The sequence below is a fragment of the Streptomyces sp. NBC_00659 genome, assembly GCF_036226925.1.
Classification (GTDB): domain Bacteria; phylum Actinomycetota; class Actinomycetes; order Streptomycetales; family Streptomycetaceae; genus Streptomyces.
In genome coordinates this window covers 9,422,225-9,442,965 of sequence record NZ_CP109031.1, presented here as the reverse complement: position 1 = coordinate 9,442,965, position 20,741 = coordinate 9,422,225, and the positions used below count along the sequence as shown (strand labels likewise).

Below are 20,741 nucleotides of genomic sequence, written 5' to 3'. Positions count from 1 at the left end.
GAGATGATCTTGGTGTGGCTGGTGTGATCACGGCGTCGGAGCCGTCCTGGATAGCCCCGTTCACCGGGCTGAGTCCGCGCCAGTTCGGCAAGCTGATCACAGCGTTGCGGCGCGAGGGTGCGGATCCGGTCCGCAGGGGCAGGCCGTGGAGCCTGCCCCTGGAGGACCGCGTGCTGCTGGTCGCCGCGTACTGGCGGACCAACCTCACACTGCGCCAACTGGCGCCGCTGTTCGGGGTGTCCAAGTCCGCGGCCGACCGCATCATCGACCACCTCGGCCCCGCGCTCGCCCTCCAGCAGCGCAGACGGTTCCGCAAGGACACCGTGCTGATCGTGGACGGCACTCTGGTGCCCACCCGCGACCACCAGGTTGCCGAGCAGTCGAAGAACTACCGCTACTCCACCAACCACCAGGTCGTCATCGACGCCGACACCCGGCTCGTCGTCGCTGTCGGCCGGCCACTGCCCGGCAACCGCAACGACTGCAAGGCATGGGAGCTGTCCGGCGCGAAAGACGCCGTCGGCCACACCACCGTCATCGCGGACGGCGGCTACCGCGGCACCGGCCTGATCATCCCGCACCGCCGCGAACCCGGCCAGGCCGAACTCCCTGCCTGGAAAGAGGAACACAACGCCTCTCACCGCAAAGTCCGCGCCCGCGTCGAGCACACCTTCGCCCGCATGAAGACCTGGAAGATCCTCCGCGACTGCCGCCTCAAAGGCGACGGCGTCCACCACGCCATGCTCGGCATCGCCCGCCTGCACAACTTCACCCTTGCCGGGTGACGGAGAAACGGCAGGTCACCCAGCACGTCAAAGATCATTTACGGGACAACGCTTACGAGCTCGTGCACGGTAGGCGGTGAGACGTCGCGAACTTCGGTGCGGCCCGGCTTCACATCTGCCGTGTCGGGTTCAGGTCCGCGGTCTGCTGGTGGGACAGCAGGCTGGCGATGGCTTGGACGGTGTCGCTGATGTGCTCGCGGCGACCGAGGTGGCGGGCCAGGGCCCGCCAGTTCTTCAGATGGGCGATGCCGTGCTCGACACGGATACGTCGTGATGAGTGCGCCTTGCGCTGGCGCTCGTGCATCTCCTCGTACCAGTCCGGGGCGTTCTTCTTGAACTTGCGGTGCGGTGGTGTCACCACCCGGCCACCGGGCTGGGCGCCCAGTCCCTGGTAGCCGGCATCAGCCAGGATCTCGACTGCAGGCCCGTCGGCCAGGAGTTTTACCAGCCCTAACTGGCGGGCGTGGGTGATGTCCGCGCAGCTTGCGGGACGGGCCGGGCTGCACCACAGCACGCGGCCTCCGCCGTCCGTGACCACCATGGACTTGACGGCGTTCTGCTTGTTCTTGCCGGAAATGAACTTGTCGCGGTCCTTGCGTCCGGCGGCGGGCCGACGGACCCGGATCTCGGTGCCGTCGACGATGCCGGTCGTCCCGCTCGCGCCGAGATGGTCGACAACCTCAGCCAGAGACCGCAGCCGCACGTCGGGGCTGACGGTGCAGCCCCGCTCGGCGAGCAGGGGCCGCACCTCACCGATGGCCCGGGTGATAGTGGAGCGGTCCGCTCCAAACCAGCAGGCCAGCACATCATGGGTGACCCCGTGACGAAGATGGACCAGCGTGGCCAGCAGTCGGTCGACGAACACCAGCCGGTACTTCGCGCCGGCGCCCACAGCTCTCTGCCGCGGGCGAGCGGCAAGCCTCGCCTGATGACGCTCATGCCACAACGGTCCGATCTCCTCGACGAGTTCAGCAATCACTCCGGCAGTCAGCCCCGTGATCCGCCGATTGCTGATGATCACCGCGCGCGTCGAGTTCCCCACCACCCGACCATGATCAACCATCCAGGCTCGACGTCTCACCGCCTACCGTGCACGAGCTCGTTAGTGCTGGATTCCTCTTTGACTGGGTATATGTGCTGGTGGCGGGGTAGTTGCGGGTGCTCGGGGGCGGGTGCTGGGCGATGGTTTTATGGGCGCGACCGGGGCGTGACGAGGACGAGCGGGCTCTCGTTCGCAGGTTGTCGCGGGCACGGAAGGCTCCTCGGGATGTGGTGATGCGGGCCCGGATGATCGAGCTGAGCTGGTCGGGGCTGCGGGTCCCTGCGATCGCCGTGGAGCTGGACTGCAGCCAGAAAACGGTCCGCTGCTGGCTGCACCGCTTCAACCGCCTGGGCCTGCAGGGACTGGATGATCTGGGCGGGCAGGGCCGCAAGCGACGCATCACCGAACAGGAACGATCCCAGATCATCTCCCTGGTCAAGACCATCCCGCCGGGACGACTGCGGTGGGAGCCCGTCGGGGAACTGTGGGCCTTCGATGAGTCAGGACCGCCCGAGTGGACGCTAGATTCCCTGGCCACAGCAGCACAGGCCGAAGGAATCGAGGTGGGCCGCTCACAGGTCAGACGCATCCTGCTCGCCGAGGGCGTGCGCTGGCGCCGTACCCGGTCCTGGATGCGATCGAAGGACCCGGACTTCGTCCCAAAAGGACAAGGATCATCGGCCTCTACACCCACCCGCCCGACGGTGCGACGGTGATCTGCGCCGACGAGCTGGGGCCGGTGATCCCCCGGACCTTCCCGCCCGCACCCGCCTGGTCACCCAACGGGCATCGGATCAAGGCGGAGCTCGACTACAGCCGCGGACCGGAGAAAACCTGGGTCTACGGCGGTCTACGGCCGGCCGACGGCCAGGCCCTGACCATGACAGCGTCCTCCCGCAACAGCGTCTTCTACCAGCAGTTCCTGCAACAGGTCGAAAATGCCAACCCGGACGGGGAGATCTGGATCGTCACCGACAACCTGTCCAGCCACAACAGCCTGTCCACCCGGACCTGGCTCGAGGACCATCCCCGCATCCACCACGCCTTCATCCCCGTCGGCGCGTGCTGGCTCAACCTCCAAGAAGGCTGGTGGCGCATCTTCCGCAAAGCCGCCCTCGCCGGCCGCTCCTTCGCCAACCCCGACGACATCGCCCAAGCCACAACCCTCGCAACCAACCAGCTCAACTCCCATGCCGGCCCATGGATCTGGGGCAGAACAGCACCGCCAACCCGCTCCCTACGACGCCGATACGTGTACACCGTTTGAGGAATCCAGCACTAAGCGAGCTTCCCGATCTGGCGTACGCGGTCATCACCTGCCGGCTCGTCTTCCGGTTCATCACCGACAAGGGCGCCTTCATGAACAGGGTCCGTCAACTCCTTGCCCCCGGCGGGACCTTCTGGGTGGTCACCGAGCTCGCCAACCGGCGGGCCGAGGACGATCCCCTCAAGAGCCTGGGCATTACCGCCCCCGACGTCGAACTCCTCACCTCCCGCTGGTCCACCGTGACCGCCCTCGATCTCGACCGGTTGGCCTGCTTCGCCCTGCGCCCATAGCCCCCTTTCGATCGGAGAACACCATCGTGAGCAGCGAGCAGAACCTGGCTGCCTGGACCGCGTACGGCAGACACCACATCGACCGCGGCACCGACATCCCCGATGCCGACCGCATCAACTGGGGCTTCTGGCCGGGCGGCCCCGGTGCCGAGGTAATGGGCGACCTGTCCGGCAAGAGGGTCCTCGGCATCGGCTCAGGAGTCGGCAAGTACGCCGCCCACCTGGTGCGCGAGCACGGCGCCGTGGTCCACGCCGTCGAAGTCTCCACCACCCAGCACGAACGCGCTGTTACCCGCTACGCCAATGTGCCTGGACTCAACCTGATCCACGCCGACGCCGTCGAGTACCTGAAGAAGGCCGAGCCTTACGACGTGATCTACTCGATCCACGGCTTCGGCTACATCGACCCGCACCGGCTCCTGCCTGCCATCGCCACCGCACTGAAGCCGGACGGCCGCTTGTTCTTCTCCGTTCTGCACACCAACGCAGCGGGCCGCGGCCCCTTCCAAAGGGTCACCGCCCACCCTGAGATCCTTCCACTCGCCGGCTGGGAGCCCCTGAACGTGCAGATGTGGATCCTCGGCCCAACGCTATGGGAGGACCTCCTCGTCGAACACGGATTCCTGGTGGACAAGATCGACGTCCTCGACGCGCCTGAGGACAGCAACCCGGTCTCATGTCGGCTCTTCCGAGTCCGTCGGTGCGTCCGCTCGAGGTGACTTCCCGGGTCCCGTGCCGTGTCCCCACTCGACTCAGCCTTGCCCACGCGGCACGAGGCACAGGTGGCCGGGCGGGCTGCGCGGCGAGGGCCCACCCGTGGGCGTGCATAGTCTCCCGCTGATCTCGTCGCGACCAAGAGAAGCCTGCTGAGCGAGCTCTATACCCCCGCCCAAGACCGCTGAGCACCATGGACATCGCCGGCCCCGCTCCCCCAGGAGGAGCGGGGCCGGACCATATCTGACAGCTGACGAGGTCGTTGCCCGGCCCTTCCGGTCGACCAGGCAGGGACGCAGCTCCATCATTGAGATCGTTTCATCCTGATCTCGCAGGTCACGGGGCTGGTGTGGGGTGGGAGTGGCGGACTCGTGCGGGTCAGGAACTTGATCGTTCCGGGGAGATCGTCTGTCACCTCTGGACTTCGGCGTTCGCAAGGACGAGGAGGGCCCGCAGGAGGGTGGTCGCGTGGCAGGTGCTCATGCGGACCTTGGTGAGGACGCGCCAGGACTTGAGGTTGGCGAAGCCGTGCTCGACGGCGGCGCGTTCGCGGTTCAGCAGGCGGTTCGCTTCCTTCTCCGCGGCGGTGAGTCTGCGGTTCTTGGTGGCCTTGCGGCCGGTGATGATCACCGGGTCGTCGTCGGGCTGGTTGTCCAGGCCTACGAAGCCGAGGTCGGCCAAGGCGCCAAGGCCGGCCTCGCGGAGGTGTGCGGTGATCTTGTCGTGGCGGGCGGTGGTGATCTCGCTGGACCGGCCGGGCCGGGCCGAGGAGATCCAGATCAGGTTGCCCTTCTCGTCGGTCAGCGCGAGGAACAGCAGGCCATGGGACTTGTGCTTGCCTGAGTAGTTCTTACGGTTGTCCGTTCCGGTGCGGTGTCGGGTGCGGATCAGGGTGCCGTCCAGCAGGACGACCACTCCGCCCCGCTTCGCGATCTTCTTCAGGGCGCGGTCCAGACGCGGTCTCGGCGACGCCTGAATTCTGGTTCTGGATCACTTTCAGTGCCGGGACCACGGAGGGTCACCGAAACCGCGATCATGAACGGTCGTGGGTGATGTCCTCCTCCAGAACTTGTGGTTCCACCAAGTCCAAAGTGTCGTGATTGAAAACGTTGTGCCTGACGGCGAGTTGGTGGCCGTGCGGGCCCGGGCGGTTGCGGAGCGGGCCGTACGTCCAGCGTGCGGGACGCTGTCGTCTCGGGTGCACAGCCGGTACGTACGGCGGCTCGCCGACAGTTCGGTCGGCGGCCGCCCTGTGCTGATCGAGTTACAGGTGCGGCGGTTCCGCTGCGGCCAACGTTTATGCAGGCAGGCGACGTTCGCCGAGCAGGTCGACGGACTGACCGTCCGGCATGGCCGACGCAGCGCCGGGCTGCAGACGGTGCTGGAGCGTGTGGCGGTGATGCTGGCCGGCCGTGCCGGTGCCCGCCTGTCCCAGACTCTGGCAGTCGGGGTGAGCAGGTCGACTCTGCTGCGGTTGATCCGTCGCCTGCCGGAGCCCGAGACCTCGACACCGCGGGTGCTCGGGGTGGATGACTTCGCGCTGCGCAAGGGCCACAAGTACGGCACGATCCTGATCGACATCGAAACCCGCCAGCCCATCGACCTGCTTCCGGACCGGACGACGTCGACGGTCGCCCGGTGGATCGCCGACCATCCCGGGATCGAGGTGATCTGTCGGGACCGCTCCACCGCCTATGCCGAGGCCGGACGGCTCGGCGCCCCGAACGCCATCCACGTCGCGGACCGGTGGCAGATCTGGTCGAACCTCGCCGAGGCCGTCGAGAAGACAGTCGTCCAACATCGAGCTCTGCTATGTGAGCCGCACGACGCCGCCACGGCCCAGGCCGTCGCGGACACGGAGAACACGAACCTTGATCTGCCCTCTCCCAGAGGACCGCGGACAACCGGCCGACTCTCCGACCGTGTCCGGCAACAGCACGCGGCTGTCCACGCTCTCCTCGAGCAGGGCATCGGACTGCGCGCGATCGCCCGCCAACAGGGGCTGGCCCGTAATACCGTCCGCCGCTTCGCCAATGCGGCAAGCGCGGACGAACTCCTGGTCGGCCGGTGGACCGGCCGAGCCAGCATCCTCGACCCCTACAAGCCTTACCTGCACCAGCGGTGGACGGAGGGCTGCACCATCGCCCGCCGCCTGTTCGAGGAAGTACGCGAACGTGGCTACCCCGGCGGCGAGAACGTGGTGAAGGTCTACGTGGCCAAACTCCGCGAGAACTTCCCGCATGACCCGCCCCGCAAGGCGCCGTCCGTGCGGAACGTGACCAGCTGGCTCACCCGCCATCCAGACCGCCTCACCGAGGGCCAGACCCAGCAGCTCAAAGCGATCCTGGCTCGCTGCCCCGCGCTCGACCGCACCGCCCACCACGTCCGCACATTTGCCGAGCTCATGAACAACCGTCAGGGCCGGGACCTGAACCAGTGGATCCCGAGTGTCCAGGCCGACGACCTGCCCGCCCTTCATACCTTCGTCACCGGTCTCGGCCAGGACCTCGATGCCGTCGTCGCCGGCCTCAGCCTTTGCTACAGTTCCGGCGCGGTCGAGGGTCAGAACAACAAGATCAAGATGTTGAAGCGGCAGATGTTCGGCCGAGCCAACTTCGACCTGCTCCGCAAACGGGTCCTCCTCACCGCGCGATGCCGTTCATGATCGCGGTTTCGGTGACCCTCCGTGGTCCCGGCACTGAAAGTGATCCAGAACCTGAATTCTGACCCTCTGACGGCGGATCAAAAGTGACCCTCTCGGTGGTCTTCGCCTGAACCTGATCTTGATCGGAAGGTCAGGAGGGAAGGGTGATCCGCGTGGAGGACTGGGCAGAGATCCGCAGGCTGCACCGGGCCGAGCAGATGCCGATCCGGGCGATCGCCCGGCATCTGGGCATCTCGAAGAACACGGTGAAGCGTGCACTGGCGAGTGATCGGCCGCCGAAGTACGAGCGGCCGGCCAAAGGCTCGGTGGTCGACGCGGTCGAGGTGCAGATCCGTGAGCTGCTCAGGGAGACCCCGACGATGCCTGCCACCGTGATCGCCGAGCGGATCGGATGGGAGCGTGGGATGACGGTCCTCAAGGAGCGGGTGCGGGAACTGCGGCCCGTCTATGTTCCCGTCGACCCGGTCTCCCGCACGACCTATCAGCCGGGCGAGCTGGCCCAGTGCGACCTGTGGTTTCCCGACGCGGACATCCCGCTCGGCTACGGGCAGACGGGGCGACCGCCGGTCCTGGTGATGGTGTCCGGCTACTCGCGGGTGATCGCCGCGCGGATGCTGCCCTCCCGCACCACCGGCGACCTGATCGACGGGCACTGGCGGCTGCTGAACGGGTGGGGCGCCGTGCCCAAAACGCTGGTCTGGGACAACGAGGCCGGGGTCGGCCGCGGCAAACTCACCGCAGAGTTCGCCGCGTTCGCGGGCCTGCTCACCACCAGGATCTACCTCTGCAGACCCCGTGGCCCCGAGGCGAAAGGGCTGGTCGAACGCGCGAACGGTTATCTCGAGACCTCGTTCCTGCCCGGCCGCACGTTCAGCGGCCCCGGCGACTTCAACACCCAGCTGACCGCCTGGCTGGCGGTCGCCAACCGGCGCATCCACCGCACCCTGCAGGCCCGTCCCGCCGACCGCTGGGAGACCGACCGGGCCGGGATGCTCACCCTGCCGCCCGTCGACCCGCCCGCCTGGTGGCGGATGCAGACCCGCATCGGGCGTGACCACTACGTCCGCGTCGATACCAACGACTACTCCGTGCAACCCGAAGCGATCGGACGCAACGTCACCGTGCTCACCGACAACGACGAAGTCATCGCGCTGGCGCCCGGCGGCGTGATCGTCGCCCGCCACCCCCGCTGCTGGGCCCGCCACCAGACCATCACCGATCCCGATCACGCCGCTGCGGGCCAGACGATGCGCGGGCAGGCCCGCCATCAGCAGGCCACCCAGGCCGGGGCCGGCCCGCTCGTCGAGGTCGAGCAACGCGAACTCGGCTCCTATGACCGGCTGTTCACCGTCATCGAAGGCAGCGGCGACAGGGAGGTCGGCTGATGCCCGCACCACCGGTGCCCCGGCCGAAAGCACCGCAGCGGGCCGCAGGACCGGGTCCCAGACCGCCGCCGACCTCGCTTTCCTCACCCGCGTGATGAAGGCCCCGGCCCTGCTGGACGCCGCCGACCGGCTCGCCGAACGCGCCCGCAAGGAGTCCTGGACCCACGCCGAGTACCTAGTCGCCTGCCTCCAACGCGAGGTCTCCGCCTGCGAATCACACGGCGGTGAGGCGAGAGTACGTGCCGCCCGTTTCCCCGCGGTCAAGACGATCGAGGAGCTCGACGTCACCCATCTGCGCGGCATGACGCGACAACAGCTCGCACATCTGGGCACGTTCGACTTCATCGTCGGCAAGGAGAACGCCGCCTTTCTGGGCCCGCCGGGCACCGGGAAGACACACCTGGCGATCGGCCTCGCCGTCCGCGCCTGTCAGACCGGACACCGCGTCGCCTTCGCCACCGCGGCCGAGTGGGTCGACCGCCTGGCCGCCGCCCACCACTCCGGACGGCTCCAGGCCGAGCTCACCAAGCTGAGCCGCTACCCGCTGATCGTGGTGGACGAGGTCGGCTACATCCCCTTCGAAGCCGAGACCGCGAACCGGCGTTGTCACGTTGTTGGGTGTCTGATGGCGTGTCGGGGCGTGGTGGGGTCCGCGGTCCGGGCCTGTGGTCAGGCCGTGGTGGGCCGGCTGGCAGCGCCGGTGACGTGGTCCCAGATGGCGAGGCGGATGGTCGTCTCGGCTCGGTGTTGGGATGCGGTCATCAGGTGGCGGTAGGGTCGGAAGTGGGGTGAGATGCCGCTGAATGCGGACAGGAACCGCTGGGCCGCGCCGACGGAGCGGAAGCCTTTCATGGCACGTTTACGCTGCCTGGTGGGCTGGTGGCTGTTCTCGGCCCGGTTATTCAGTCCCTTGTGGGAGCGGTGCTCGACGGAGGGCATGACTTCGCGGTGAGCGGCGCCGTAGGAACGCAGCTTGTCCGTGATGATCACCCTCGGCACTGCCCGGGTCTTCTTCATCAGGCGGCGGAAGAAGCGTCGGGCCGCGGCTTTGTTGCGGCGGTTCTGGACGAGGATGTCGAGGACGTTGCCGTCCTGGTCGACGGCCCGCCACAGGTACTTCAGCTCCCCGTTGATCCTGACGAACACCTCGTCCAGGTGCCACTTGTCCCCAGGCCGGGGCCGGCGGCGGCGCAGTCCGTTCGCGTAGGCCTGGCCGAACTTGGCGCACCAGCGGCGCACTGTCTCGCAGGAGACGATGACGCCTCGCTGGAGCATCAACTCCTCGACCTCGCGGAAGCTGAGCGGGAAGCGGAAGTACAGCCACACGCAGTGGGAGATCACCTCGACCGGGTACCGGTGCCCCCTGTACGACGGCGACGCACTCCCCACGGACGACCCCTCCCAGCGTGATCAACCAGAAGATCATCCCACCCGGTCAGCCAACGTGACAGCGCCCTGGATCGCCGTCCTCGGCCTCGCCCTGGCGTACGACTCACTGGTCGTGGCCGTGGGTGCGGCGGCGGGAGAGGGCGCGCTTCTGGAGGCACTCAACACGGGCCGGTTCACGGCACACGCGGTCCTGACCCCGCTGGCCGTCGTGTGCGGGGCGCTGCTGCTCGGCCCGGGCCGGCGTACGGCACGGTGGGCCTGGGCGGTCGCCGGAGCGCTCTCGGTGCTCGGGGTTCTCACCACCCTGCCCGGCCTCGAACTGGAGCCCCGCACCTGGGCGGACACCCTGCGTTACACCGACGCGGGGGCTCCCGTCGCCGCGGTCGTCGCCATCCTGGCGCTGCTGGCGATCGGCGTGGTGGTGTGGAGACGTCACGGGGTGCCGTGGGTCGCCCTGGGCGCCCTCGCCGTCTTCGTCGCTTCCGCGCTCGCGTTCAGGGTGCCGCCGCTGGGCAACCTCGGTGAAGGGCTCATGCTGGCGGGTCTGCTGGCCGCCCTGCGCGACTGGCGCCTCGACGTGAACGGGACTCCCGCGCCCGTGCCGGCCGCGCGCTGAGCCGCCGGGCCACCCGGGGTGACGGCCGGCCGGTGGAGCCGTGCCGCAGCGGTACGCGCGGTCCCGCGGCAGACCGGTGCCCCCGCCCGGAGGACGGGGGCACCGTGCGACGCCCGCAGGCTGCTCAGCAGGCGTTGGTCAGGAAGGAAGAGATGGCGCTGCCGGAATATCCGCAGGTGAACGGGGTGAAGCGGGTGTCGTTGTTCAGGTAGCGCTTGAACCAGGACACCATCACCCGGGAGGTGGTGGTGTTGGACGCCGCGGGCGCGCCGTGCGAGGCCCCGGACATCTCGACGTACTCCTTCTGCCCGGCGAGCGTGTTGTAGAAGGGGATCGCGTGGCTGCTCGGCGATGCGACGGTGTCCGACTGGCCGCCGACGATGGCCACCGGCTCACTGACGTTGTTCCAGGTCTTGTCACTGTCCCAGGGGGCCAGCGGTACAGCGGCCTTGACCAGGCCGGTGGTGTCCGCCGCCAGCGCCTCCAGGCTGCCGCCGCCACCCATCGAGTGACCCATCACCCCGCGCCGGGTACCGTCCGCCCGTGACCGGACCGCGGTCGGCGCGGAGTTCACCGCCCAGTTCAGCGCGGCCAGTAACTGGGTTCCCCGGCTGGCGGGCTGGTCGTAGACGGAGTTGGTGTCGATGCCGACGACCACGAATCCCCAGGACGCCAGTCGGGGGCCGAGCCAGCTGATGCTGGACCAGGAGGCGGTGAAGCCGGGGGAGACGGCGACGACCGGGTAGGTGCCGGCCGTGGAGGGGTAGTAGACCTGGCCCCCGCCGAAGCCGCTCTGGCCGGTGACGGCGGCGCTGGTCACGGTGAAGCTGCCGTTGCCGGTGATGTTGGAACTGGTGGGAGCCTGGCCGATCTCGTCGGCCATCGCCGTTCCGGAGGAGCCGAACATCAGACCTGTCGCGAGGCCGAGCGACAGCGTCAGCGTCGTCAGTGCGCGCATCAGGCGTGAACGCCCGGCCCGGGCGAGCGCGCGCGGGGCGGGGGGTGTGGGGGAGGTCTGCCGATTCACAGCTCGTCACGTCCTTGGTGGGGGTGTGGGGGATCCGGAGTCTGGCGACGGTGCTTGCCGGTACTTCCGGTGACTGCTGGGACTGTTCGCGCGCTGCCGTGTCCCGTCACTGTCGTCGTCGCGGTTCGGTGACGGGGTGGTCGGCGGGTGGGATGACGGTATGTCGGGAGGTGCGTGGGGCAGGTGTGGCACCTGCCTTCGCCGTGACGTCATTGTGGGACTGGGCGGACCGGCGGGCATCGGCGAAATCACCGGTGTCCGGTGGACGGCCGCGTGCGCCGGACAGGCGCGAACGACCTGATAACGCGCCATATCCCTCCATGGTCATGGGTGATCAGGTCACGCTAGTGCTGCTCCGCGCAAGTTCGTGGAGGGGTCAGGTTGCTATGCCGTCGAGGTAGAGGCCGCAGGCGCAGTCCAGGCATTCTTCGGGGCTGCCGGATGGGAGTCCGTTGGGGAGGAAGTTGTCCTGGTAGCCGTCTCGGCTGGCGAGGTAGAGGGCGAAACCCCACGTGTGCAGGACGCCGACGAAGCGCAACCGGGCCAGAGGCAGCCGTTCGCCGTCGTTCAACTCGCCGTCCACGTAGGCGAAGCCCGTCCGGAAGCGCACGTGGACCCGGGCCAGCTGCGGCCAGTGCTCGGCAGCACGGGTGTTCAGCCGCTGGCTCAGGTGGTGCTGCATGGACTCGGGCGGGTTCTTCGGCACGGACCCATCCTGTCGAACCCGGCCGCCGCTCCGCCATGATCAATGGCTGTGAGGGCGGGATCGGGGCGGGGTTCGGCGGTGGCCGTAGAGCTGGACGATGAGACGCGCGAGATGCTGCTGCGGGTCGCGTCCTCAGCGAAAGCGCAGGTCCGGCAGGTACTCCCGGCCAAGATCGCGCTGACCGCGGCCGACGGGGCGGGCAACGCGGCGATCGCCGGCCAACTGGCGGTAAGCGTGAACACCGTCCGCAAGTGGCGAGGTCGGTTCGCCAAGCTCGGACTGAAGGGGCTCAAGGACGCCGCCCGCTCGGGCCGACCGCGCCGCTACGACGACCTCGTCCGCGTCGCCGTGGTCGCCGCGGCCACCAGCACGCCGCCGGGACCCGCCGCCACCTGGACCCACGCGGCGATCGCCACCCGGGTCGCGAGCACCGTCCTCGCGCCGATCTCCGCCTCCCAGGCCGGCCGCATCCTGGCCGGCCTGGACCTCAAGCCGCACAAAGTCACCAGCTGGCTCACCCGCCGCGACACCCCCGACTTCTGGGACCGCGCCAGGGACATCTGCGGCCTCTACCGCAACCCGCCGACCGGGGCGATCGTGCTGTCCATCGACGAGAAGACCGCGATTTAGGCCCGCGAACGCCGCCACCCCTCCCAGCCGCCGCGGCCAGGCCGGGCAGCCCGATACGAGTTCGAGTACCGCCGCCACAGCACCGCCTCGATCATCGCCGCCCTCGACGTCACCAGCGGGCAGACCCTGACCGAGACCATCCAGCGCAACGACGCCGCCACCTTCACCGCCTTCCTGGACCGGCTCGACCGCCTCCTGCCCCACGACAAGGACATCCACCTGGTCCTCGACAACGGCTCCTCGCACACCGCCAGACACACCCGGGCCTGGCTCGCCGCCCACCCGCGCTGGCACGTCCACTGGACCCCGCCCCACGCCTCCTGGCTCAACCAGGTCGAACTCGTCTTCTCCGCCCTGACCCGCGCCGTCCTCCGCCACGGCGACTTCACCAGCCGCGACGACCTGATCGACAAGATGGACGCCTGGGTGATCAAGCGGAACGAACACACCCGCCCGTTCTGCTGGACCTACGCGGGCACCCCGCGCAAAGAGGCGACCTGACCCCTCCACGAACTTGCGCGGAGCAGCACTAGGCGACGCCTTCGACGCCGCCTCTTTCGACGCGGCGACCTTTGCCTTCATCCGAGAGTCCCTTCCCATGTCCGCATCGGACCACGGGCTCAGACAGCGACCGAGAAGGGGCCGGCTCCGGAGCCGAGCGAGCGTAGGATCCGTGCCTCCTCCTTCCGCGCGGCGGAGGAAGGGATCCGGCCGTTGGCGCGACGGAGAGCGAGGCCGGCAAGAACGTCGGCGGTCTCGTTGAGGTCGTGTCCGATGTGACCCTTGAGCCGGCGGACCTGGACACGGTGACGGTGGAACAACAGGCGGTCCATCAGTTTTTGGCTCTCCTAGAAGAGGAGGATGCAGTGGGCGAGCACGCTCGCATACGACGGACTGACCAAGGGTGCCCTGTTGCCGCTGTCGACCACTGGTACCTCTCCGGGGAAGAGCAAGTCCCAGGAGGCGCAGGAACAGTGAGCGACTGAAGGGTCGATGTGAGCGAAATTCCCTACCTCTGCTCGGCTGTCTCCGCCTGACAGCGATTACCGGCAGGCGCTATCCCCGCGTGGCACCGCCTGACACCGGAGAGGTACGTCCTCGCCAGCGCACGTATCTGGCTGGCTCTGTGCGGTATTCCAATGGCATGGCGTCTCTTCAGAGGCCATCGGATGGCGAGGTTTGTGCGTGGCTGCCTCGTTGGCCTGGCCTAACTTGATCTTTAACTCGGTGTCTCGAATGCTGCGTCGAACTTGATCGCTCGGTCAGGGAAGTGACGGACAGCAAGGCGGCCTTCGTCTGAATCTGTGATCCGACCAAGGAACACACATCTTCAGTACGAAGGCCGTGAGGATGAGTCTGCTGCATCGTGATGCCCGGCGGGATCCGTTGGTTCAACTGTCATCCTTCCGGGAGGAGTTCTACGCCAGTCTCACAGCCCGTTCGGATGTGCTGTTCGAGCTGGCCGATGCTGTGCTGTGTGGTGACGGACCGGTGAAGTCGCTGGTCGGGTTGTCGTTGGTGGGTGAGCATCGCCGCGGGCACGGTGGCCTCTATGCCGCTGTTGCCCGAGGCCGTATCGACACTGGTCGCCTGCGGGAAGCACTGGCTTCGGTCCCGCTGCCGCGAGCCGTCGACGGCCGGCTGGTCCTGGCCGTGGATGTCACCTGCTGGCTGCGGCCCGCTGCTCACACCTCACCGGAGCGGGTTCTGTGTCACACCTACGGGCGGGGCAAGGACCAGCACATTCCTGTCCCGGGTTGGCCCTACTCCATCGTTTGCGCGCTCGAGCCGGGCCGCAGCTCCTGGACCGCACCCCTGGACGCGCGGCGTCTGGCGCCCGGCGACGACACCGCCACCGTCACCGCCGGGCAACTGCGGGATCTGGTCGAACGGCTCATCGCCGCGGACCAGTGGCAGTTGGGCGACCCGGACATTCTCATCGTCGCCGATGCAGGCTACGACGCACCCCGTCTGGCCTTCCTGCTCAAGGACCTGCCCGTCCAGGTCCTGGCCCGGGTGCGGTCCGACCGGGTCATGCGCAGGTCCATCCCAACCCGGCAGCCGCACACCACAGGCCGGCCACCCCGACACGGCGCCGAGTTCGTCTTCGGCCGGCCCGACACCTGGGGCACACCGGACGTCGAAACTCTCAACCACACGCGCCTCTACAGCACCGCACTCGCCCGCTCCTGGGACCGGTTGCACCCGAAACTCACCCATCGCTCGTCCTGGGCGGCAGCCGACGCAACCCTGCCGATCGTCGAAGGCACAGTGATCCGTCTGGACATCAGCCACCTGCCCAGTGGAGCCACTCCAAAGCCGGTCTGGCTGTGGTGGTCGGGCACCGACGCCACTCCTGCGGACACCGACCGACTCTGGCAGGCCTACCTGCGACGCTTCGACATCGAGCACACCTTCCGCCTGTTCAAACAAACCCTCGGCTGGACCTGCCCCAAGATCCGTACTCCGGAAGCGGCCGACCGCTGGACCTGGCTCGTCCTGGCTGTCTACACCCAACTGCGACTGGCCCGCACCCTGGCCGCCGACCGCCGCCACCCCTGGGAGAAACCGAGTTCCCCGGACAGGCTCACCCCGGCCCGCGTCCGCCGCGACTTTCGGCACATCCGCCCACAAGCCGCCTGCCCAGCCCAGGCACCGAAACCCTCCCGCCCTGGCACCGGGCGGCCACCAGGCCAGAAGAACACCTGGCCCACACCACGCTACGACGTGCACACATCCGCCAGAAGACACTCAGCGAAGCGGCAAAAGACGAAGCCAACTACCCCACGACCACGCCGCACAAGTTAAAGATCAAGTTAGGAAAGAGGCAGTCGCCCAGCGTTCAGTCTGCCTTTGTGTAAATCAACTGCTCACTGCCGTCTGCGCGCCGGAGTCTGCCGTCGGACAGCAGAGTGATGGTGCTGGCGCCGCCCGGCCTGCAGGCTGACACCGGTTCAGCAACGGTCACCGCGGAGGACTCAATGCGGAGGGGCCCGTTACTCGTGGGTACTGAGGCCAGCTCGGCCGTGAATCCGCAGTGGTACGTTCCACCGTTTTTGGTGGGACCGTCCGCTGTAAGCAAGAGCACCGGATCGCCGACCCCGCCTTGCTGGATGACGAGACGGCGGGTGTGGTGCCCTGTGGCATTGTCGATGGTGCTGTCCCAGGTGCCGAGGTATTCCTGCGGAACCTCGCTGGCAGCCTGCGCCGAGGGTGTCTGCGCTGTCTGTACGGGTGTGCTCAGCTCAGGTCCAGAGCCTGAGTTGTCCTGCCGGGACATGCCGAAATAGACCCCAGCACCGACGAGTACGGCCATTAGCACTGCTCCGACGATCAGGAAAACTGGTGGCGCGCGTCGAGGGTTCTGCGGACTGGTCGGCGGCAGTGATGGTTCGAGGGGCTCATCACTGCCAGGTAGATCGCTGGAAGGCCAGGACGCACCGCACACGCTGCAGTAGGGAGCTGGCTTGACCTCGTGCCCATTGGGGCAAGTGATCACTATAGGGGTGCCGCAAATCGTGCAGAACTTAGATGCCTCCTTTTCTGGTGGCGGAGTATGTCCGTTCACGCAATGGAGTCCCGCTTGGCCTGCCACCGATGACTCCCGAATGATCTGAGTCTTTCTGATTTCAAGCCGCGTCATCCGATACCAGAATCGGGTTTCGCCGCAATAGGGTGTCAGCCAACTCGCGTCCCCCAGTCCGAGTGGGGATTCCTTTCGACTTCCCGCGCCCAGTTGAAGATCTGGTGGCGAAGAGTCTGATTGTGCGACTCCACCCATTCTTTCATCAGCGCCATGTCAACAATCCACCAGATGAACATGACTCCAAAGAAGACGAAGCCGACGAGAATGAAGCTTCCGATGGCCCCCAGGATGAAAAGAATCAAATAGATCCACCATAGCGGTTTCCCGGCGTACAGTCTATGCAAGCCGACAGGAAAACCAATGACACCCGCCACATACCCTGTCAGTACAGTGAGCTTTCGGGAATCATATTCCGCGTAAAGAGCGTGAGGAGCGATCTCTGCTTGGTTGGCATGCACTTGCCCCGGAGTAGCAAGGGGTGCAGGCTCCGGACTTGATACAGGTATCGGTTCATGCGCGTTAATGACACCTTCCGGCCTGATCCGTCGCCCGCAAATGGCACAGAAGGAATCTTCTTGGGTGGCCACCGCACCGCAATGCGGACAGTTAACCATCTCTGTCATCATCCATCACGCTCCTTGCGCCGGGGCCCGAGCGACGTCACAGCAAGTTTCGGCTTTCAGCTCACACCGATGAGAAAGTCGGCAGCCCGCTTGGTTCCGCCCGTCTCGACGTAGCGAAGATGTGGACACCAGCTTTCACCAATATCGCCTTGAGTAGCTTTTAGGCAGTTCGTTACGTCGGGTCCTGAGAAATGGCAGATGGGATCAAATACAGTGCGCTTTGCGGCTGGAAGATTGTAGGAAACACACCAGCTGGCGGCCCTCTCCTGGAGGGCTGGAGGGAAGTAGGGGGCGATTGCGTGATTGGGATACAATTTCGGAATAATTCCAGTTCTGACATATTGGGGATCACCAAGCAGCGCGACACCAGCAATTCTATCGAGGGCTCCGGCGCCAAGATTTTTGAGATAGTCGTGAATCACCCATGCCCCCTCTGAATATCCGACGAGAATAAAGCGCTCACCCGGGCAAGCCTTGTATCTCTCCGTGAGCTGGTTGTTCAGCGCTATGGACCCATCAATCACCTCTTCCTCTTGCTGTCTACTGAACCTCGCCCGCACGAGTCGTACCCAATCTGGGAACTCTACCCTTGGGTATGCAATAGCTTCGCCATCCACCGAAACATCAGGGTCGGCATCATGTATGCCTTTTTCGTAATTGTCGTACACATTTTTGACTGTAGGACCCCAGTCGTCCTCTCCCCCTTCAGCAAGGCCATGCCCGCCAAAGAAGTAGAGATCTCGACAATATTCGGGGGCCATCTGCCTGGCACTGACAGTTTCGTGAGGTACTCCTATGCCAAAGAAGAGAACTGCTGTCCCGAAGAACGGAGCTAGTTTCCCGAGCATCTAGAATCTCCCTTCGGCAGGAGTTCCCACTTAGCTGTTGGTACCCAGGAGTTGCCTCGGCCAGCGAGGTGCACCGATCACTCATGGCGCGGCACCATGCCCTGGTACAGAGTCACCCGGGGTCCATCAGCAGAAGGGAGCATCTGGCGCGTTGGCCCAGAAGGAAAGGAACGACCAAGTCTGAGCTCCGATGCGCCCGTCAACGACAATATCGGCACATCGTTGGAAGTCCTCTGTTGCGGAACGAGTGACCGGGCCAAAGTCTCCATCCTCGTCCAGGCCTGCGCTTACAGCCTGATTCAGGTAACACTGAGCCTGTTGGACTGCTTGCCCGGATGCCCCGAGACGAAGGCTCGGTCGGCTATCGGTGTAGTTACAGACGTCAACCGGGCCTTGATCGACGAAGTTTGTTGGACGCTTCAAATTGTGCATGCCTTGAGCGCTGGCCACTGCGGTGGTTGCAGGGCTCTGTGACGCCGCTACAGCCGGCGCTGCTACAAGGGAAATCGGAAGAGCCAGGGCCGCTAGGGCGGTAAGTACGCGTCGCATCCTGATCACCTCGAAGGATGGTGCCCTTTTCTCATCGTGCGCTTCCCCCATCCAGGCTGCATCTCGGGGAGGCCGTCGGCGCCGCCGTGCATGCACCAGACTCGGATGCAGCTCTACTCGCTCAGGTCGCAATCTGGTGTATTACAAAATTTTCGATCTTACTGGTGCCGGTGCGGCGTATCGACAGGCTCGTGAAGTCGCCGATAGACCCGCTGCCCGTGCCTGAACACCACAATTATGACGGCGTGTTGAACACTCTGGAGCGCTCGCTCTCTTGACGGGTGGACAACACCCTTCAGCCGCAAGACCCGTTCACGAGAGCAGTCCACCGGCCTGATACGACGACCGACGTTCCACTCGACTGGTCTGCCAGTTGGGCGCTGCCATTGCCGTCGTACACCTTTGTGGTCACAGCACTTGGCCGTTCCCGTTTGGGGCCAGTGCTTGTTCGGGCTAGCGAGCCTGCCGGCTTGCCGAGGGAGAAGAGGGCGATCAGTGATTCCTAATGCGGTCTGTCAAGCCGCATTAGGAATCACTGACAAGGGCCTGGTGAAGGCTTACGGCGAGATCGGCGCTGTCGACCACTCGGTCCTTGAGTACATGAAGATGACCGTCGCGAAGGGCTCCAGCTTCCGCCTAGAGATCGACGCTCTTCACCAGCTCCAGACCAAGGGCGGCATCGACCTGATGTCCAACCTGGTCTCGCAGTGTGCGCGTCAGACCGCGCTTGCCATTGACGAGCTGGTTACTCTCACCATGTTCGCAGCTCTCCAGGGCAAGGACCTGAGCGGCGCGGAGAACGCACCGCCACAGTGTCCGGCCTCCCCGCGCTGGAGCTGGGAGCCATCTCCAAGGTTCAGGAAACCGACGTCAACGCCCCTGCGGCAGACAAGCTGTCCGTCTACGACTATGTGGTCAAGATGCTTGAGGTACTGGACACCCGATCTACCCCGCAGGACCGGTACCTGTTCCGTCTCCCCGCGCATGCGCTCCCTGCTTCTGCGGGACGAGAAGTTCATCGACGCGTCGCAGCACTGCGGCTGTTCGGTCGTGGCCTCCGACCAGATCGGCTCAATTCTCGGCCTACCGATCGTGGTCGCGAACGCTCTGAGTAACCACACCCGACCCAACTCGCCGTCATCAAGAAGGGCAACGAAAAGTTCACGAGCGGCGACCTTTTCATGGGCTTGACCTCCGCTAACTCCGTCGTCGTGCCGTTCGCCGAGATGGCTGCGTACAACCCGGAGAAGTCCTTCACGTCGGCCGTGAAGTCCCGCGTCACCTACGACACGAAGGTGTGCCGGCCTGAGCAGCTTCTCGTTGCCCAGGGTGTCGAGGCGGAGATCAACACTAACAACGCCCCAGCTACTGGCTGATCTTGACGTGCTGTGGCCCCGAGGCTGGATGCCTCGGGGCACCCCGTCAGTGGACGAGCCCGCCTGCCTTACAACGGCTAACACAATGAGCCGAGTTGTCGGTGGGTGATGAGGCAGCAGGCGAGTTTGAGGAATGCTTCGTGCATGTCGGCTCGCCGTTCCCACCGGATCCGCAGACGCCGGAAGCCGTGCAGCCACGCGAAACTCCTCTCCACCACCCACCGGTAGGTGCCCAGTCCCGTGCCGTGCCGGGTGCCGCGTCTGGCAATCGCGGGCACGATGCCCCGGGCGCGGACCTGGTCGCGGTAGATGTCATGGGCGTAGCCCCTGTCGGCGAACAGCGAGTCCGGCTTGCGGCGGGGACGGCCGACCCGGCCGCGGACCGGCGGGATCGCATCGAGCAGCGGCAGCAGTTGAGTGACGTCGTTGCGGTTACCCCCGGTCAGCAGCACCGCGAGCGGGGTGCCATGCCCGTCGGTGATCAGATGGTGCTTCGAGCCGGCCCGGCCCCGGTCGACCGGCGAGGGGCCCGTATGGATCCCCCTTTTAGCGCCCTGACGTGGGAGGAATCGACCACGCACCTTGACCAGTCCAGCCGCGATGCCGCGTTCAACTCGGCCAGCAGGACCTCGTGCAGCCGCTGCCACACGCCGGCCTCGTTCCAGTCCCGCAGACGGCGCCAGCACGTCATGCCCGAGCCGAACCCCATCTCCTGTGGCAGGTACTCCCACTGGATCCCGGTATGCAGCACGTACAAGATCCCGCACAGCACTTCCCGGTCCGGCAACGGCCTGCGGCCGGGATACCGGAATCTGCGCTCACGCTGCGGCAGCAGCGGCTCCAGGCGGTCCCACAACTCATCCGACACGATCCACGGCGACGTCCCCACACCGGACCGAACGCTCAACTCCCACGCCAGTCACGGCAGCCAGGACCGATCCACCTCTTTGTGTCAGCCGTTGTAAGCCCGCGATTTCGGGCGCAGGACACTAGCCCAGGGACAGGACGGGCAGGTCGAGGCCCGAACGACCGGTGCGCCGGTAGCGCATGGTGCCGTCGTAGCGCTCGGGATTCATGACGCGGTTCATCGGGTGGTCTCCGGTCGTGCGGTACGGGGGTGCCCCAAGGGGATCGTGGGGATCCGCCCGTCCACGCTGCCTCCGCCCGATCGCGAAGTCCAACCGATGTCCGCCATGGCATTCAGCGGCGTCGCTTCTGAATCGTCGCCTCCCAACCGGCGGGG

Annotated in this window: 21 protein-coding genes and 2 pseudogenes; 13 read left to right on the top strand and 10 right to left on the bottom strand. The window is 66.2% G+C overall.

Features of this window, described 5'->3' with window-relative positions; translation table 11 throughout:
- The first annotated feature begins 14 nt into the window (after positions 1–14).
- On the top strand, positions 15–785 hold the full coding sequence (locus OG410_RS41580) for a transposase (protein ID WP_329303918.1): 771 nt from the start codon (positions 15–17) through the stop codon (positions 783–785).
- A gap of 109 nt (positions 786–894) precedes the next feature.
- Here the strand turns inward: OG410_RS41580 and OG410_RS41575 are convergent, their stop codons facing one another.
- On the bottom strand, positions 895–1,827 hold the full coding sequence (locus tag OG410_RS41575) for a transposase family protein (RefSeq protein WP_329303917.1): 933 nt from the start codon (positions 1,825–1,827) through the stop codon (positions 895–897).
- Positions 1,828–2,060: 233 nt separating this feature from the next.
- On the opposite strand from OG410_RS41575, the gene OG410_RS41570 reads away from it, so the two are divergent.
- The 4 genes from OG410_RS41570 to OG410_RS41555 are packed head-to-tail and all read left to right on the top strand — an operon-like array spanning position 2,061 to position 4,103.
- Positions 2,061–2,543, top strand: a complete 483-nt coding sequence (locus tag OG410_RS41570; RefSeq protein WP_329303916.1) for a helix-turn-helix domain-containing protein — start codon at positions 2,061–2,063, stop codon at positions 2,541–2,543.
- Positions 2,540–3,094, top strand: coding sequence for a transposase (locus OG410_RS41565; protein WP_329298339.1), 555 nt, complete (start codon positions 2,540–2,542; stop codon positions 3,092–3,094). The genes OG410_RS41570 and OG410_RS41565 overlap by 4 nt, the downstream gene beginning before the upstream one ends.
- Positions 3,091–3,384 carry a hypothetical protein gene (locus tag OG410_RS41560; protein ID WP_329303915.1) on the top strand — a complete coding sequence of 98 codons (294 nt, stop codon included), beginning with the start codon at positions 3,091–3,093 and terminating at the stop codon, positions 3,382–3,384. The genes OG410_RS41565 and OG410_RS41560 overlap by 4 nt, the downstream gene beginning before the upstream one ends.
- Positions 3,385–3,410: 26 nt before the next feature.
- Positions 3,411–4,103: a class I SAM-dependent methyltransferase gene (locus OG410_RS41555; RefSeq protein WP_329303914.1), complete on the top strand. Its 693-nt coding sequence runs from the start codon at positions 3,411–3,413 to the stop codon at positions 4,101–4,103.
- Positions 4,104–4,509: 406 nt separating this feature from the next.
- Here OG410_RS41555 and OG410_RS41550 read toward each other — a convergent pair whose 3' ends face one another.
- A complete protein-coding gene (locus OG410_RS41550) occupies positions 4,510–5,013 on the bottom strand; it encodes a transposase family protein (RefSeq protein WP_329303913.1) in 504 nt (167 codons plus the stop codon).
- Between the two features lie 130 nt (positions 5,014–5,143).
- Between OG410_RS41550 and OG410_RS41545 the strand changes: the two genes are divergently transcribed.
- The 3 genes from OG410_RS41545 to OG410_RS41535 all read left to right on the top strand — a co-directional run bounded on the left by OG410_RS41545 (position 5,144) and on the right by OG410_RS41535 (position 8,923).
- Positions 5,144–6,763 (top strand): ISL3 family transposase, encoded by a 1,620-nt coding sequence (locus OG410_RS41545; RefSeq protein ID WP_329303912.1) that lies wholly within the window; start codon positions 5,144–5,146, stop codon positions 6,761–6,763.
- Positions 6,764–6,906: 143 nt separating this feature from the next.
- On the top strand, positions 6,907–8,148 hold the full coding sequence (gene istA, locus OG410_RS41540) for an IS21 family transposase (RefSeq protein ID WP_329303911.1): 1,242 nt from the start codon (positions 6,907–6,909) through the stop codon (positions 8,146–8,148).
- Positions 8,096–8,923 (top strand): ATP-binding protein, encoded by an 828-nt coding sequence (locus OG410_RS41535; RefSeq protein ID WP_329303910.1) that lies wholly within the window; start codon positions 8,096–8,098, stop codon positions 8,921–8,923. Before istA ends, OG410_RS41535 begins: the two co-directional genes overlap by 53 nt.
- On the opposite strand, the gene OG410_RS41530 is transcribed toward OG410_RS41535, so the two are convergent.
- Positions 8,818–9,537, bottom strand: coding sequence for an IS6 family transposase (locus tag OG410_RS41530; RefSeq protein ID WP_329303909.1), 720 nt, complete (start codon positions 9,535–9,537; stop codon positions 8,818–8,820). The genes OG410_RS41535 and OG410_RS41530 overlap by 106 nt on opposite strands.
- Before the next feature lie 55 nt (positions 9,538–9,592).
- Between OG410_RS41530 and OG410_RS41525 the strand changes: the two genes are divergently transcribed.
- Positions 9,593–10,153, top strand: a complete 561-nt coding sequence (locus OG410_RS41525; RefSeq protein ID WP_329303908.1) for a hypothetical protein — start codon at positions 9,593–9,595, stop codon at positions 10,151–10,153.
- A gap of 124 nt (positions 10,154–10,277) precedes the next feature.
- Here the strand turns inward: OG410_RS41525 and OG410_RS41520 are convergent, their stop codons facing one another.
- Both OG410_RS41520 and OG410_RS41515 read right to left on the bottom strand, forming a co-directional pair.
- Positions 10,278–11,180, bottom strand: a complete 903-nt coding sequence (locus OG410_RS41520; protein ID WP_329303907.1) for a poly(ethylene terephthalate) hydrolase family protein — start codon at positions 11,178–11,180, stop codon at positions 10,278–10,280.
- Positions 11,181–11,556: 376 nt separating this feature from the next.
- Complete coding sequence (locus tag OG410_RS41515) at positions 11,557–11,886, bottom strand: hypothetical protein (protein ID WP_329303906.1); 330 nt, start codon at positions 11,884–11,886, stop codon at positions 11,557–11,559.
- Positions 11,887–11,964: 78 nt separating this feature from the next.
- Between OG410_RS41515 and OG410_RS41510 the strand changes: the two genes are divergently transcribed.
- The 3 genes and pseudogenes from OG410_RS41510 (at position 11,965) to OG410_RS41505 (ending at position 15,324) form a co-directional block, all read left to right on the top strand.
- A complete protein-coding gene (locus OG410_RS41510; RefSeq protein WP_329303905.1) occupies positions 11,965–12,516 on the top strand; it encodes a helix-turn-helix domain-containing protein in 552 nt (183 codons plus the stop codon).
- A 36-nt stretch (positions 12,517–12,552) separates the two neighbouring features.
- Positions 12,553–13,017, top strand: a pseudogene (locus tag OG410_RS42770) (IS630 family transposase); the annotation flags it as partial.
- Positions 13,018–13,866: 849 nt separating this feature from the next.
- Positions 13,867–15,324: an NF041680 family putative transposase gene (locus OG410_RS41505; RefSeq protein WP_329303904.1), complete on the top strand. Its 1,458-nt coding sequence runs from the start codon at positions 13,867–13,869 to the stop codon at positions 15,322–15,324.
- A 34-nt stretch (positions 15,325–15,358) separates the two neighbouring features.
- Here OG410_RS41505 and OG410_RS41500 read toward each other — a convergent pair whose 3' ends face one another.
- From OG410_RS41500 to OG410_RS42765, 4 genes are all read right to left on the bottom strand, one after another.
- A complete protein-coding gene (locus OG410_RS41500; RefSeq protein WP_329303903.1) occupies positions 15,359–15,832 on the bottom strand; it encodes a hypothetical protein in 474 nt (157 codons plus the stop codon).
- 362 nt (positions 15,833–16,194) lie between these two features.
- A complete protein-coding gene (locus OG410_RS41495) occupies positions 16,195–16,728 on the bottom strand; it encodes a zinc ribbon domain-containing protein (protein ID WP_329303902.1) in 534 nt (177 codons plus the stop codon).
- A 53-nt stretch (positions 16,729–16,781) separates the two neighbouring features.
- On the bottom strand, positions 16,782–17,573 hold the full coding sequence (locus OG410_RS41490; RefSeq protein ID WP_326790531.1) for a cutinase family protein: 792 nt from the start codon (positions 17,571–17,573) through the stop codon (positions 16,782–16,784).
- Between the two features lie 126 nt (positions 17,574–17,699).
- Positions 17,700–18,005 carry a peptidoglycan-binding domain-containing protein gene (locus tag OG410_RS42765; RefSeq protein ID WP_442814238.1) on the bottom strand — a complete coding sequence of 102 codons (306 nt, stop codon included), beginning with the start codon at positions 18,003–18,005 and terminating at the stop codon, positions 17,700–17,702.
- 1,304 nt (positions 18,006–19,309) lie between these two features.
- Between OG410_RS42765 and OG410_RS41485 the strand changes: the two genes are divergently transcribed.
- Positions 19,310–19,498, top strand: a complete 189-nt coding sequence (locus OG410_RS41485) for a hypothetical protein (protein WP_329303901.1) — start codon at positions 19,310–19,312, stop codon at positions 19,496–19,498.
- Between the two features lie 77 nt (positions 19,499–19,575).
- On the opposite strand, the pseudogene OG410_RS41480 reads toward OG410_RS41485, so the two are convergent.
- Positions 19,576–20,366, bottom strand: a pseudogene (locus tag OG410_RS41480) (IS5 family transposase).
- Positions 20,367–20,741 lie beyond the last annotated feature (375 nt).

What these genes read in the sequence shown, in the direction of transcription:
- OG410_RS41570 (WP_329303916.1), top strand. Translation starts at nt 2,061, where the DNA reads ATGCGGGCCCGGATGATCGAGCTGAGCTGGTCGGGGCTGCGGGTCCCT.
- OG410_RS41535 (WP_329303910.1), top strand. Translation starts at nt 8,096, where the DNA reads ATGACCGGCTGTTCACCGTCATCGAAGGCAGCGGCGACAGGGAGGTCG.
- OG410_RS41505 (WP_329303904.1), top strand. Translation starts at nt 13,867, where the DNA reads ATGAGTCTGCTGCATCGTGATGCCCGGCGGGATCCGTTGGTTCAACTG.
- OG410_RS41500 (WP_329303903.1), bottom strand. Translation starts at nt 15,832, where the DNA reads ATGGCCGTACTCGTCGGTGCTGGGGTCTATTTCGGCATGTCCCGGCAG.
- OG410_RS41495 (WP_329303902.1), bottom strand. Translation starts at nt 16,728, where the DNA reads ATGATGACAGAGATGGTTAACTGTCCGCATTGCGGTGCGGTGGCCACC.
- OG410_RS41490 (WP_326790531.1), bottom strand. Translation starts at nt 17,573, where the DNA reads ATGCTCGGGAAACTAGCTCCGTTCTTCGGGACAGCAGTTCTCTTCTTT.
- OG410_RS42765 (WP_442814238.1), bottom strand. Translation starts at nt 18,005, where the DNA reads ATGCACAATTTGAAGCGTCCAACAAACTTCGTCGATCAAGGCCCGGTT.